The 14,031-nt window shown below is 37.2% G+C and carries 17 protein-coding genes; 3 read left to right on the top strand and 14 right to left on the bottom strand.

Annotation, left to right across the window (positions count from 1 at the left end):
* Window positions 1-3: 3 nt before the first annotated feature.
* On the bottom strand, window positions 4-531 hold the full coding sequence (locus LC419_RS16560) for a hypothetical protein (protein WP_223608402.1): 528 nt from the start codon (window positions 529-531) through the stop codon (window positions 4-6).
* A gap of 117 nt (window positions 532-648) precedes the next feature.
* Between LC419_RS16560 and mnmA the strand changes: the two genes are divergently transcribed.
* Together mnmA and LC419_RS16550 are read left to right on the top strand one after the other, a co-directional pair.
* A complete protein-coding gene (gene mnmA, locus LC419_RS16555; protein ID WP_223608401.1) occupies window positions 649-1,836 on the top strand; it encodes a tRNA 2-thiouridine(34) synthase MnmA in 1,188 nt (395 codons plus the stop codon).
* Between the two features lie 81 nt (window positions 1,837-1,917).
* The gene (locus tag LC419_RS16550) at window positions 1,918-2,124 is read left to right on the top strand and encodes a hypothetical protein (RefSeq protein ID WP_223608400.1); all 207 of its coding nucleotides are present in this window, start codon (window positions 1,918-1,920) and stop codon (window positions 2,122-2,124) included.
* A 94-nt stretch (window positions 2,125-2,218) separates the two neighbouring features.
* Here LC419_RS16550 and LC419_RS16545 read toward each other — a convergent pair whose 3' ends face one another.
* Genes LC419_RS16545 through LC419_RS16535 form a run of 3 tightly spaced genes read right to left on the bottom strand, consistent with a single transcriptional unit; the run spans window position 2,219 to window position 4,139 of the window.
* Complete coding sequence (locus tag LC419_RS16545) at window positions 2,219-3,019, bottom strand: hypothetical protein (RefSeq protein ID WP_223608399.1); 801 nt, start codon at window positions 3,017-3,019, stop codon at window positions 2,219-2,221.
* 10 nt (window positions 3,020-3,029) lie between these two features.
* Window positions 3,030-3,386 (bottom strand): hypothetical protein, encoded by a 357-nt coding sequence (locus LC419_RS16540; protein WP_223608398.1) that lies wholly within the window; start codon window positions 3,384-3,386, stop codon window positions 3,030-3,032.
* 12 nt (window positions 3,387-3,398) lie between these two features.
* On the bottom strand, window positions 3,399-4,139 hold the full coding sequence (locus tag LC419_RS16535; protein WP_223608397.1) for a hypothetical protein: 741 nt from the start codon (window positions 4,137-4,139) through the stop codon (window positions 3,399-3,401).
* Window positions 4,140-4,264: 125 nt separating this feature from the next.
* Here LC419_RS16535 and LC419_RS16530 point away from each other — a divergent pair, with 125 nt between their 5' ends.
* On the top strand, window positions 4,265-5,161 hold the full coding sequence (locus tag LC419_RS16530) for a hypothetical protein (protein WP_223608396.1): 897 nt from the start codon (window positions 4,265-4,267) through the stop codon (window positions 5,159-5,161).
* A gap of 13 nt (window positions 5,162-5,174) precedes the next feature.
* On the opposite strand, the gene LC419_RS16525 is transcribed toward LC419_RS16530, so the two are convergent.
* The 10 genes from LC419_RS16525 to LC419_RS16480 all read right to left on the bottom strand — a co-directional run bounded on the left by LC419_RS16525 (window position 5,175) and on the right by LC419_RS16480 (window position 14,019).
* Entirely contained in the window at window positions 5,175-5,951 is a 777-nt protein-coding gene (locus tag LC419_RS16525; protein WP_223608395.1) for a serine protease, read from the bottom strand.
* Between the two features lie 11 nt (window positions 5,952-5,962).
* The gene (locus LC419_RS16520; protein ID WP_223608394.1) at window positions 5,963-6,706 is read right to left on the bottom strand and encodes a LytTR family DNA-binding domain-containing protein; all 744 of its coding nucleotides are present in this window, start codon (window positions 6,704-6,706) and stop codon (window positions 5,963-5,965) included.
* A gap of 54 nt (window positions 6,707-6,760) precedes the next feature.
* The gene (locus tag LC419_RS16515) at window positions 6,761-7,036 is read right to left on the bottom strand and encodes a 2TM domain-containing protein (protein ID WP_223608393.1); all 276 of its coding nucleotides are present in this window, start codon (window positions 7,034-7,036) and stop codon (window positions 6,761-6,763) included.
* Window positions 7,037-7,060: 24 nt separating this feature from the next.
* Window positions 7,061-7,357 carry a 2TM domain-containing protein gene (locus LC419_RS16510; protein ID WP_223608392.1) on the bottom strand — a complete coding sequence of 99 codons (297 nt, stop codon included), beginning with the start codon at window positions 7,355-7,357 and terminating at the stop codon, window positions 7,061-7,063.
* Between the two features lie 311 nt (window positions 7,358-7,668).
* Complete coding sequence (locus LC419_RS16505) at window positions 7,669-8,238, bottom strand: isoprenylcysteine carboxylmethyltransferase family protein (protein WP_223608391.1); 570 nt, start codon at window positions 8,236-8,238, stop codon at window positions 7,669-7,671.
* A 59-nt stretch (window positions 8,239-8,297) separates the two neighbouring features.
* Entirely contained in the window at window positions 8,298-8,600 is a 303-nt protein-coding gene (locus LC419_RS16500; protein WP_223608390.1) for a 2TM domain-containing protein, read from the bottom strand.
* Complete coding sequence (locus LC419_RS16495; RefSeq protein WP_223608389.1) at window positions 8,587-9,918, bottom strand: 2TM domain-containing protein; 1,332 nt, start codon at window positions 9,916-9,918, stop codon at window positions 8,587-8,589. The genes LC419_RS16500 and LC419_RS16495 overlap by 14 nt, the downstream gene beginning before the upstream one ends.
* Window positions 9,919-10,048: 130 nt before the next feature.
* A complete protein-coding gene (locus LC419_RS16490; protein ID WP_223608388.1) occupies window positions 10,049-10,699 on the bottom strand; it encodes a hypothetical protein in 651 nt (216 codons plus the stop codon).
* 81 nt (window positions 10,700-10,780) lie between these two features.
* Complete coding sequence (locus tag LC419_RS16485; RefSeq protein ID WP_223608387.1) at window positions 10,781-13,024, bottom strand: TonB-dependent receptor; 2,244 nt, start codon at window positions 13,022-13,024, stop codon at window positions 10,781-10,783.
* 92 nt (window positions 13,025-13,116) lie between these two features.
* Window positions 13,117-14,019 carry a GyrI-like domain-containing protein gene (locus LC419_RS16480; protein WP_223608386.1) on the bottom strand — a complete coding sequence of 301 codons (903 nt, stop codon included), beginning with the start codon at window positions 14,017-14,019 and terminating at the stop codon, window positions 13,117-13,119.
* Window positions 14,020-14,031: the final 12 nt, after the last annotated feature.

Raw genomic sequence — 14,031 nt, 5'->3', positions numbered from 1 at the left:
AAATTAAAGTCCTACCACAAAACCTATATTCGGGACAAGGCCACTTGAGAATATACTTGAATTTTCTTTCCAAAGTACATTGTACATCACCCCAAGCTGCATGAAGGAGCTCCCTCCTATCCTCTGCATATAGCCGCCTCCGAGATATAGAGCAGTTTCCTGTTCATTGGTTTTATAATCATACAATTTGTCTTTATAATTGATAAAATACTGCTGAAGATTCGCCCCTACATAAAAGGATCTTGCAAAATAGTAATTAGCAAAAGGTCCAACGCCAAACATTGTGGATTTATAATAATTGGAGGTCTGCCAGGAAACACTTCCTACAACACCCGCCTCAAGATCGTCGGTCAGCCTATATCCCACTCTTGGTGAAGCCTGCAGGTAAAAAGCACTGTTGCTTCCGAATCCTAAACCTATTCCCCCTCCGAAGGTCCATTTATTATTGTCCTGGGAATCAGTGCCTACCGAAACCTGGGAAAACATTGATCCTGAAATTATTATAAATAAAGGAATAATAAACTTTTTCATATTAATATTGTTTTTATCGATGTTTAAAATTATGGTTTTTTTGCGAATTTTTTTAATTGTATTTTTGCTGGGTCAAACTAAGAACTCCCGTTAAGAGTTTCGTAAAATTGAAATACAATGAAAGTAGTAGTAGGATTATCTGGAGGTGTAGATTCCAGTGTAACAGCGTATTTGCTGCAACAGCAAGGCCATGAAGTGGTGGCTTTGTTTATGAGAAACTGGAATGATGCTTCAGTAACGCTGGAGGATGAATGTCCATGGATTGAAGACAGTAATGATGCCCTGATGGTGGCTCAGAAATTAGGAATCCCTTTTCAGGTGATCGATATGAGCGAGCTTTATAAAGAACGTATCGTAGATTATATGTTCGATGAATACCAGAAAGGAAGAACTCCGAATCCGGATGTTTTGTGCAACAGAGAAGTAAAATTTGATGTTTTCATGAAAACCGCGATGTCTTTAGGCGCTGATAAAGTGGCAACAGGACATTATGCGCAGGTGAATTCTACTTTTGACGAAAACGGAAAGGAAATATTCCATCTTTTAGCCGGAAAGGATAACAATAAAGATCAGTCTTATTTTCTGTGTCAGCTGAGTCAGGATCAGCTGTCAAAAGCATTATTTCCAATCGGAGAGCTTACAAAACCGGAAGTAAGAGAAATTGCTAAAGAAATCGGGCTTGTGACTGCTGATAAAAAAGATTCTCAGGGATTATGTTTTATCGGAAAAGTAAGTCTTCCTCAGTTTTTACAGCAGCAGCTGGTTCCTAAAGAAGGAGAAATTGTAGAGATCTTCAAAGATTCACCATTATTCTCGGTAGAAAAACCTGAATTTTCTTCAAAAGAAGAAGAACTGGAATTTTTAGCCCAGAAAATCAATTATAAAAAAGCTGACGGTAAAGTGATCGGAAAGCATCAGGGCGCTCAGTTTTTCACGATCGGACAAAGTAAAGGACTTGGCATCGGCGGCCATAAAGAAAGCTGTTTTATCATCTCCAGAGACATGGAAAACAATATTATTTTTGTGGGCGAAGGTCACAGTTCTCCGGGACTGCACAAAAAAGCATTGAAAATCGACAATTCGGAGGTACATTGGGTTCGTGAGGATATGAAGTTGGAAAATGGGGAATCTATGGAAGTCATGGCGAGATTCAGATACAGACAGGCATTGCAGAAAGCGGTACTTTATCAGTTTGAGAATGCATTGTATGTTGAATTTGAAGAGCCACAGTCCGCGATTGCGGAAGGTCAGTTTGCAGCATGGTATATTGATGAAGAGCTAATTGGAAGCGGTGTTATTGCCTAAAGAAAAAAAATTTTGAAAATTTTCTGTAACGAATTTTAAGTTGTTAGACTTACTCAGTAAATAACAATAAAAAATATCACTATGAAAACGACTTCAAAAAACCAGTATGCTTTTGTCAACCTGCTATTAATCCCTGTTGTAAGTGCCGTTTTTGGGTATAATCTTTATCAGATGATTGTACATACGGAAGCTTCAAATATTGCTGCCACCCTTATCCTAGCTGTGATCACTTCAGCAATGGTACGCAAATACGGTTACAAACCAAATCAGGAAAAACAAGACAATTAAATCATCTTAATTGATATCTATAAAACCCCGAAGCACTTTGTTTTGGGGTTGTTTTTTTATTTTTCCGGGCCTGATCAGCCAAATACAGTTCTATCTAAAGCAAATAATCTTCAACAAAATAGTAGGTTATTTTACTTTCCACATCGCTCATTGTAAAATTGATTTCTTTTTCAATAGCATCTCCGTAGAAATTGATAAAAAGTGGTTCTTTTGTTTTTAAGCTGGAGATTACCTTATATTTTGTTTTGAAAAAAACATCATAAGAATAGATCAGCTGGCTGGAATCCAGTTTCATACCGGTGGAAAAATCATTTAATCTTAGATGTACCATTCCTGAAAAAGGTTTCGTTTCAAGAATATGCAGAATCTTCATAAACGGAATACGAATGCTTTTAGAATTTTTAACGCTGTATTTTTCAATTGCTGTGAGAAAATTATCTTTTAAAGAGGATTCTACGGCTATTTTCAGACCGATTTTTATTTCTGTTTTTCCTTCTCTGCTATTGAAAATCCGGATGATAAAATCTTCGGATCCATTCCCCTGAATAATCTCAATGTCTGCCACATCAAATGACTTTTCTACTGCGTATTTTCCATACTTTGGATACAAAATCATATTTTTCACGAGCATAAATAAAACGGCAACGCTTACGAAAGATCCTGCACCGATAGGGATAAACGCCGTCATAAAATAGAGAAAAGAGCCCAAAGTCTCTTTTTCATCATCAAAAAATGGATTATAATCAAATAAAATTATTTTGATTCCCAATACAAAAAGGATTAGGGTCAGAACAATAAACAAAACCGGTTCCCACCCTATGGCATGGCCCTGCTTTTGCAAAGGAATATTCTTGTATAGAATATTTTTCTCAACTTCCGTGAATTTCCTGGTCATGATATTGGTTTTAAATAGGCTTATGTTTTGTATTGGACTTTACACCTGGCTGACACAGAATGATCACCCCTTCGGCAATAAGTATCACAACAAGATATCCGACTGGTTTTCCTATGATTAAACCTTTAATTACTTTTACAATGCCCAGTAAAAGAATTAAAATCATAAAGTAAAACATTGTTTTTGAGCTGTTTCCCTTAAAAGATTTCAAAACCATCACTAAAGCATAAAAACCAAGCACAAGAATCAAATAAAATTTCAGAAATTCAGGGCCTTTTATTGAGATCGGGTTACAGGTCTGCTGTGTAAGAATAAGCCAGATCATGCTTATCAGTACCGGGACTGAGTAGAACAGTATTTTTTTCATAGCTCTTATTTTTTAACCGCCGCATCCGCCACAACCTCCTCCGCATCCACCGCCACAGCTGCCTCCGCCTCCACAACTGGAGCCGCTGTTGCAGCTTGAACCTCCATCGGAATTGCTGCTGACATTTTTATCCTGTTCTCTGTTGATATTTCCTTCGAAAATCCATGAAATAAACCCCATGAAGATAAAGAAGCCCATGATGCATGAAATTGTGATGATCACTCCTCCCAAAATACCTCCGGAGCAGGAACACATCAGAAATAAGAGGCTGCCCAGCGAAAGGAATTTAAGTCCATTTTTCCAGAAAGTCTGCTGATCTTTTTTCTTTATCTGATCTGTCCAGATATCTTCCGGTGCTTCCTGCTGAAAGATTTCCTTATAATGATGTAAAGTGTCATGATGCCAGTCCTGATGTTTCTTTTTCTCAGAAACGCCTCCTTTTGAAGGATGGTGATGGAGCTTTCTTTTTAAGATATTCGGGCAGAATTCCTCCCAGTAGTTCTGTGTGTAGATCAGGTGCATATGCCATACTTTGTCTACCGTTTCACTTGGAGAAGCTCCATTGGGTAGGATACAGCAGAGATAAACAAATTTTTTATACTCCTGAATGGCTTTTTGAGCAAACTCTAACGTCCAGCGCTCTTCCTTTGCCAGTTTTTTCGAAAAAGGAAAAACAGCATCTGAAGCATCCAGTGAAAAGTTCTGTATCCTTTTCCAAAGGGTTTCGTCCTTTAATAAGATTGTTGTTTCCATTGTGTTATCATTTATTTTTCTACTCAAATATCAATGGATTAAACAATATAAAAGTCTTTCATAAATCTTATTTAGATGTATAAAAATCTTATATTAGTCTTACATAACACAAGCAAACTATTACAATGAAAAAGGAGGATATTCAACATCTTGAGAAATTAATGAATTTCCTGAGTCAGCATTTTCTGAAAAAAAATCAATGGGAAGATGTCACCAAAACAGAATGGACCTACATCAGCGCGGAACTGAACGAGCTGATTACGAATGATCATTCAGAAAAAGGAATAAAGAAAGAACCCGATCTCCTGGGTACGAATTATCTTTATGAGCATCTTGTAATCAACAAATTAAAGAAGTATCAACACAATAATAATGCGGTTTTAAGCAGGCCGAATCTCGCCAAATTAAGCCAGATTGTGAAAGTATTGGGGTATTCAAATTATATAGATTTCGTAAATTCGAACACAGAAGCATTCAATTTCAATGATCTCAGGATCGATATGAATAATGTGAATCAGAATACAGCCCTTTTAGACCGTTTAGTAGGCTGCTGGTATTCGTATAACAGAAATCTGCCGGAGAATCCTTTACAGGCAAGAGACGAGCGCATATGGCGTTCTGCCATGGAGATCTACAAATCCGAAACCACCGGTGAATATTTCATCGAGCGAAGCGGCGGCGACCATCATAAATATTTCGGAAAAGTGACGGCCTACTCCGATTACGTATTCATCATCATGAACAGCAATACGTTTATCCGCCAGCGGCATTTTATCTCAAGGATAAAAGATATCAAGGAAAAGCTTAAAAATCCAGAATACAAGCTCCATGAGGTTCATTTTATAAGTACATGTATCAGTTTTAATCAGGAGCCGATAGCCCTGTTCGAAATATTCCAGAAAGCAGACCGAAAATCTTTTATTTCAGACTCTATCAGCTTCCCGATTGACAGTGATGAAATCCCAAAATCTATTATAAAACAACTTGAAGATACAGAGTCTAACAGGATAGATTATCGGTAATTAATAAAATAATTTATTTAAAGAATTCTTGTACTTTGTCCAAAGAATATGCATATCCAATTCCAACATTGGAAGACCTTTCGATCTCTCTAGCTGTACGTTTCATCTGTTCTTGGTTTATTATCAATATTTCTTTAGGATTAAAATCACCAATAATCATAGTTGCTGGAGATTTTTGAAGGTATTCAATGTTTTGGTCATAACTCTTCATCAATTCACCAAAAGCATCACTTAAGCCCGTTCCCTTTCTTGTAACTATTCCTATTACTTTTTTATTAGAAAGATTTATCAAAGGCCCTCCAGAATTTCCTTTATTAACAGATGAATCTATTTGTATCTTATTTACTCCTGCCTCTTTCAAAAGTGAAGAAATGATGCCCCTTTTAATTGATAGATTAGGTTGTAAAAATTGATATCCTAGTATAGCTGTCGATTCACCTATCTGAATCTGATCATTTGAAAATTCAAGTGAGGGTATTCCTTCAAAATCTTTCTCTGGTAGTTTTAAAATTGCAAAATCCCATGAACTTTCAGGCAGCGAATCCCTTAACATATTTAAAAAATCAGTCTTATGATACCTTTTAAGTGCACTAACCGTATTTCCGTCTTCTTTCACAAAGCTGATTTCAATATATTCTGCGGCTAAATACCCCATAAATACATGATGATTTGTGATTATAAAATTTTCAACTTTAAACCCTGTTCCTGAGCCTAAATAATTATGTGTATAATCCAAAAATTTTATTGCGCAAATCGAGGCAAAGCATTCTTTCCAAACTTCTTTATACATAAACAACAAATTTAGTTTACCAGCCATTCTTTAAAATCCTTCACCCGGTCACGGCTTACCGTGATTTCTTCCTGTGGCTGAAACTCCATATCCACTTTGTAGTATGGAGATGTATGGATGTTTTTTATATACTCCGAATTGATGATAAACTGTCTGTTGACCCGGAAAAATTTCTTTTCCTCCAGAATATCTTCCAGTTCATCGAGGGTAAAATCCGACGGGTAAACTCGCTCTTCCGTCTGAAGATAGACAATCTTATTTTCACTGAAAAAGCAGCTAATTTCCTGGGTCTGAACAATTTTCAGATTATATCCGATCTTCACCAAAACTCTGGACAGTGTAGATTTTTCCTTTCGGATCAGCTGTTTGATATCTTCAGAACCGCTCGTATTATTGGCCGGAATGAATGATTTAAACTTCTCCACCGCTCCGGAAAGATCTTCTTCCAGAATAGGTTTTAAAAGATAATCGATGCTGTTCAGTTTAAATGCTTTCAACGTATACTGATCAAAAGCTGTCGTATAAATGATAAACCCTTTGGTAGGCACTTTTTCAAAAATATCAAAAGACAGTCCGTCCCCAAGAACGATGTCCGAAAAGATCAGCTGCGGATGCTCGTTTTCAGAAAACCACGCCACTCCTTCTTCTACTGATTCTATTTTGCCAACCACCTCTATTTCAGGAAAATTACTCAGCATTCTTTCCAATTTCCTTGAAGCAGGTTTTTCGTCTTCGATAATGACAGTCTTGATCATTGAGTTTCAGTTTTTAGTTTAAATCGGGATAAAATTAGATAAAAAATAAACAGCTTAAAAATCTATATTCTTTTTGCTTTTCTTCATCTCTTTTTCTATAATACCCCTTTCCCATTCTCCGTCTAAAAGGAATAATTTTACCGCTTTTACCGTTAAGAAAATCCCCCAGATCACCAGAATAACAGATCCGTCGAATAAAGAAAAATCGAATGTCCCTTTTTCAAAAATATCATCAAAAAAGATAATTCCGGCAACTATTCCAAACCAAAGAAGGCTTTTGTAAAATTTTCTCAGTTGAGTCACTCTCTCGTATGCGCTATCGTAATCCATGGTCGTTAAAGTTTTTATGGTTAATTATAATGTTTTAATGTTTCTTGTATCCTGATCCATCAGTTCCTTGATCTTTTTTTCTTCCCATTCTTTTCCTATGCCATAAACATTGACAGCATGCGCAACAATTCCGATTCCCCATCCAAGCATTGGCCAATAGAACCATAAATGACCGGGAGATGTAAGCAGATTTAATGCTAACAAGAAAGGAATAACAAGACAGTATGAGGTCAGGTTTCCGTAGAATCCTTTCAGTTCTTTTACTCTTTTTGCTGCTTTTTTGTAAGCATGGGTTTCTTTTGTGTATCCTAATGTTTCCATAATTTTTATTGTTAAAAGGTGAGTTTATTTTTTTGTTGAATCAAAGGTAGGTCAGAAATGGGGCTTCGATCAACTTTATATGACTGAGTGGTAGATTATGCTTTCTGAATCGTAAAAAGATGGATTGGCTAGTTGTTTTTGGGGTTGGATAAACTCAAAGTCGCAAGATTTTTCCTGAATTGAGTAAGGCACTAGAAAATAAAAGATTTCCAGCAAATTATCAGATAAATATAAATCGAGTTTTGTGTTTCTAAAGCTCATTGATCTCTCGCTGATCTTACAATTGAGCAGATCCCTATTTCGAGCAAATATCAATAAATAAAGGGAATGAGTTTTTTTGTCTTTTTTCTGTACTCTACATATTCTTCCCCGAATTGTTCTACCAGAGCCTGTTCTTCAATTTTGATCCGGTAAGTGAAAGCGATAAATGGTGGAAGAAAGGCCAGAATGAGCGAAAACCAATTATTGAGATACAAGCCTAATCCAAAGGAAGTTAATAGGGAAAATGCATACGAAGGATGTCTCAGGTATTTATAGAATCCTTCTTTTTTGATCTGATGATCTTGTTTTATCGTTACATCTACCGTAAAGTATTTTCCTAAGGATCTGATGATGATAAACCTGAATATAATTCCGGTCAGGATGCAAGCTTCACCCACATACAGAATCCAGACTCCTTCAGAGATTGGGAATCTTGTCATATACGAAGCTGCTACTGAAGTTGCTATGGAAAAAGGAATGGCCATCCACAGGATGTTCAGAGTAGATTTATCTTTGTCTTTCTTATCCTCTTTGCCGGATTTCAGCATATTTTTGTAGAGGAACTCCGTGATGAACCAGGCTACCATTGAAATGGAAAATAAGACTTGTAGAAGATGCATATCTGTATTATTAGGTTAAAAAGTCAGTCTAATTTTAAACGTCATCATTCCGTAATGATTTACTTTTTCTTTTTTTTCATCAGTTTCCTGATCTGCTTTTCCTCCCAGTCTCTTATAAAGCCAATATTAGGCAGATAAACCGCTATCGCATGAGCTACCAAGCCTATTCCCCAGAAGGTCGCTGTAAAGAAGTTTTTGAACTGAAAATAGCTCTCTCCAGGCTCTAAATGCCTAATGTTATATACCACAATCATGGCATTCACTGCGATATAGGCGAATAAGTGCCCGTAAAATCCTCTTAACCGCTCCACCTGCCTTCTGGCCTGCTCGTAGCGGATGTTGTCTTCGTCATAAGTTTCCATTATTTCTATTTTTTTGTTTATTCATGATTTCCCGAATCTTCTTTTCTTTCCAGGATTCTCCTACCCCAAAAACCTGAAATGCGTGAGAAACGACCCCAACTCCCCACCCTAACATGGGAAAGTAGAACCAAAGGTTTTTAGGAGAAACAATCAGGTTGATAATAATCAGAAAAGGGATGATGGTACAGTAGGAAATCAAATTGCCGTAAAAACCTTTTAATTCCTTTACCCTCTTCTTGGCCTTTTCGTAAGAGCCGTTTTCATCTTCGTTTTTTACACTGACTGTGTTGGGCTTACTGGAAAGTATCGGAACTTTTACTTTAAAATAATCCCCGGATTTTTCTATGAAAACATTCTTCTTCGTAAGCAGCGCATAACGCTGAACAATATTGGCCAATCCTATTCCGGCGCTTTCCTTCATCTGTTCTCTTGCCTGCAGATTGTTTTCAATACAGAGCGTATCATTTTCAGAGAATATTTTAATGACCAGAGGTTTCGAAGAGGTCGCAAAATTATGTTTGATACAGTTTTCCAGCAAAAGTTGAAGGGAAAGTGGCACTACATATCTTCTGTATTCTTCTTTTTTTACATCGAAAACAAAATCTACACTATCCTCAAATCTTGTTTTTAAAAGCTCACAATAGGTTTTTGCGAATTCAATCTCGTCTTCCACCGTCACGAGTTCTTTATCTTTCTGTTCAAGTACATACCGGTAAATCTTTGACATTGAAGCCGTAAACTTCTGCGCCTGATTGGGATTCTCATCGATCAGGGAGCTTAATACATTTAAAGAATTAAAGAGAAAATGCGGATCCAGCTGGTTTTTCAGACTTTCAAACTGTGCGTTCGCAGACTTGGCAATCAGCTTCTGTTCCACCACTTCTTTTCTGGAGGTCTTCTTCATTTCTTCCATGAAACTTTTGGCATGGAGAAACGCTGAGATCAGAAGCGCGATATTGATCATGAACCAGTTGGTCGTTGCATATTCTTTAGAGAAAAAAACTTCTGTGGTGGCTACTTTCTGGATCTGTACATAGTTGATATAATTACAGAAATAGACCAGAATAAAATTCCCTATGATGATGGAGACCACACTTAATGCGGTTCTTATCCCGGTGGTTTCAGACCACGGAAATCTCTTATTGAGAAAATCATTGATAAAAGCATTTCCAAATCCAAGAATAAAGGAATACATGGTAGAAATCAACAGGGTAATAAAAAAATTGTGAAGACTTTTCTCTTTGGTAAAAAACAAGAAGAAAAATAATGCTGTTCCCAGCGATACCCAAAATAATATGATAAATCCTTTACGTTTCATGAGCGGTTTTCCTGGTTCAAAATTAGTCTTTAATAAAGGTATCAAAAATTATTATTTACCGAAGGGCAGATTTTCCCTTCCGAATGGAATTAAAAAAGCCTTCCGTGTCAAGAAGGCTTAGGTTTCATTGTTATTTTGCCGGCATACTCAGAAAATATTCCGCTTCTGTTTTGCCCCAATTCGGGTCTAAGCTTGTTTTTGGCTTATAGGCATTAAATTTCGTCAGTGCTTCTTTGAACATTTCCAGACCTTTGGTTTTGCTTCCCCCATATTGTTCAGGGGTAAAATACACATCTTCTGCTTTGATAAGCGCTACTCTCGGGTTTGAAGGATCTAGCTTCTCAGCAATTCCCATCTCTTCAGTGGCTTTCGCTCCGTCTGTCATGTAACGCTGCGCGGGATTAACCATCATTCTTAAAGATGCGGCCATTTTTCTCAGCAAATGAATCTCTGCATTATCTGCTCCTGCAAGGTTTTGAGCGCTTGCCAGATATTTGTCTGCTTCTGCAGCTGTTTCATCCAGACCCTGCATATTTCCGTTTCTCATCATCAACCTTCCCTTCTGAATCTGGGAAAATGCTGCGTAGTAAGGAGGAAGCCACTTTGAACTTTCCTTGCTTCCGATTCTCTGGAAATCATTGGCCAATGTCTGAAACTCTTCCGGCGTTTTACAGGTCTCTGTTTTCGCGATCTTTTCAGTCATTATTTTTTCGTAATCTGCCTGTGCAAAAGCTGTTGAACTCATAAAAGCTAAAGCAAAACTTAATAGGTATTTTTTCATTATATCAATTTTTTAAGTGAATTAATTGTCTTTTCGAAGTTATGTATTTTGCAACGATTGTGATATCTGTCGCAGTTATTTTTATAAATTATTATTGATGGCATCCTGCGTTCTGTCTACTCCAAAACTGATGAAAGCTCCTATAAATACAAAGGTATTGACCGGTGGAACTACCGATGAGCTTCTGGATCCGTCAAGGGAGAAATTATAACCATAGACATTTTTAGATCCTAACACATTGGAAACGCTCAATACCAATACCGTAAATGCTTTGGCATCTTTCTTCCCCAAATTCGGAAGATAATTGAAGCTGATATTCAAAGCATTGTAATCTTTCAGTTTCCCTTCATTTCTGATGTAATTGATCACATTACTGTTCTCGGTTTTCGTTGCAATATCATAATAAGGGCGACCTTTAGCATAAGTATAAGATAAGTTCACACCCAGTTTCCACTCCGGGATAAATCTTTTGGCCACAGCAGAAAGTGTGTGTGCGGAAGCGAAATTCGGCTTTAAACTCATCGGATAATTGATGAAATCTCTTTGAGAATCAAGGAAAGAGTAGCTCAGCCAGTAATCAATGTTCTTGAAAGTCTTTTTATCTCTCCAGAAAAGCTCCAGTCCCTTAGCGTATCCATCTCCATTATTGTTCAAAGCGGTCTGTACCTGTTGATTCTGTTCGCTGCCCGGTGTTATATTAAATGTTTTGATCAATTGATCATACTTCTTATAAAAAGCTTCAAAACGCAGGCTTCTTCCCTCTGACGCTCTCTGAACCTGGAAAATATAATGTTGTGATTTCTGAAAATCCAGATCTGCCGGTCCATTGATGTATTTGCTTTCAGGATTCTGATAAAACAATCCATAAGCAAAAGAAGTCGTCCAGTCTTGTGCCAGACGGTAAGCCAGTGCAAAACGGGGGGCAAAATTGGTTTTTCCTAAGAAAGAAGAATTTTCAGCCCTTACTCCTATTTTGGCGGATAATGCATTACTGAACCCAAGATCCGTTTCCGCGAAAACGGCAGAGATCAGATCGGTATAATGTTTCTGTACTTCCCCAAAATTGAGTTTTTCATCTGTATTATTTAATTCAAAACCGGCTCTTACGGCACTGATTTTATTTATTTTTCTTTCGACAACCGCTTTAAAATTGATGTAATTTCCATTCGTTAAAAGCTTTGATGGATCTGATTCCAAATTATTGGTTTCCGTAGAAAAATTAAGATCAGATCTGTTGTAGGAATATGAAGTGGCAGCATTCAGAAGATATTTTCCGAATTTTTGCTTAAAAGAAAGATTGTGATAAGTATTATTTCCCTTCAATCGTACGAGGGCAAAATCATATCCCGGTTCTAAACTCTCTGTTTTCACTCCCATTTTATTAGAGTCATACATTCCGTAATACTTCAGAAAGCCACCTGATTTTGTTTTGATTCTGAAATTAAAATCACCGTTTAACCCCTGCGGAGCATCAATAAAATCGGTATTAAAATTAAAAACGTTCTGCATAAGACTCAGGAGTGAGTAGCCTAAAGTAGCTCCAAAAGAATGGGTTTTACCTTCTCCCAGCTTCTGAAATCCTGCACTCAAAAATATAGGTGAAATTCCAAAATCATAAGAGCTCTGGTCCGGAAGATCCACACTTTCCAGCATCAGCGCACCGGAAAGAGCCTGTCCGTATAATGCAGAATAACCACCGCTTGAAAAGATATTTCCTTTAAACAGAGACGTATTGAAGCGGTCTCTTCCTGCAATCCCCGGAACTGAGTTTGAGAAATAATTGTTGATCAAACTTCCATCCATAAAGATCTTGGATTCTGTTCCCGTACCTCCTCTTATGAAAAGGCCTTCTGATTCACCCACTTTCTGAACACCTGGAAGGTAATTTAAAGCCGAAGAAATCTGTCCGTCTGCACCAGCTGTGGTGTAAATGTCAATAGGTGTCAAAAGTGCTGTTGCTCTCTTTTTATCACTGGCTTCAATGGAACCGGCAGAAACTACTACGGCATCGATCTCGCTGATCTCTTCCTTAAGCTCAGCATTGACAGAAATATCCTGATTATCAATAACAATTGCTTTTTCTATATTCTGATACTTCGGATGGGTAAAGGTCAGGGTCTGATTTCCTTTTTCTGATGTTTCAAAAGAGAAATTCCCCTGAGCATCAGTAGTTGCACCATCATAGGTGTCTTTTAAAGTGACATTGATTTCATTGACTCCTTTATTTTTAAAAGTGACTTTTCCTGAGATCCTGATCTGTGCATATCCTGCGATAAAGGACAGAAAAGCGATCAGCAGTAAAAGTTTTTTTCCTTGTGTTTTCATGGTTTTCATTTTCGAATCAAAAATAGTACGGAATATGCCTTTCTATAAAATAAATTTTACTGAAAGGCATACTTTAGCTGCTGAATGGGAAATTAATGAATCGGGATACAGAAATCCACAATCATTTTACCCTCAGGATGTTCTTTAAAATTCGAATGATAGATCTCAAAAGGGAACGCTTTTCTCATGGCATAATGATGCTCATTCATCCATAAAAACAGGGATACCCAGCACTTTTCAAAATCGTCAAGCGTAAATTCGCCGCTTCCTAAAATAAATTTGCCAGCCTCAATGGTTTCTGAAAAAACCACTCCGCTCTGTTCCTCCAGCTTTTCATCAAGAAGCATACATGCATGGATTCTGACCTTATCCAATGGAGTCACTTTACAACTGTCATTATAAATGGAGATCATCTTGACATTGTCACGGGGGAACAAATGCTTCTTTTTTGCCCATTCTATGAGAATATTAAAAGAAGGTTCCACATTAGCAATTCCTAAGCTCATTACTGAAGCCACATTCATTTCGGGCAACTCTTTTACTTCAATTTTTAAATTCATTTTTGTCCAGTTTAACAGGTTTTCTACATGGCAAATGTATTGGCTGAAAACCGTATCTACTTGTCCGTTCTTGCTCTCTATTTGTAAAATCCTGTGAAAGGTTTCCGGAGCAGAATTTCTGAAAACTGATGGCGATATCCCGTAATGCTTTTTAAAAGTCTTACTGAAAACGGAGTGATTGGAAAATCCAAGATCAAGAAAGATCTCTTTCATTTCCAAATTTTTCTTTGCAGCCAGGTAAAAGGCGCTTTTTTCTATTTTCTTTCTGGTAATATAGTTCTGGAGGGTTTCGTGTGTAATAAGCTTAAATATCCTGTGAAAATGAAAGGAAGAGTACATGGCTACGTCTGCAATTTTTTCCAGAGAAAGATCAGCATCGAGGTGGTTATCAATGTATCTGATGGCTTTTATGATTCTTTTTTTATGTTCTTCCATGGTTAATAAATG

The sequence above is a fragment of the Chryseobacterium sp. OSA05B genome (assembly GCF_019970065.1).
Lineage (GTDB): Bacteria > Bacteroidota > Bacteroidia > Flavobacteriales > Weeksellaceae > Chryseobacterium.
Note: the sequence above shows the minus strand (reverse complement) of the source record. Positions and strands in the feature narration are given on the sequence as shown.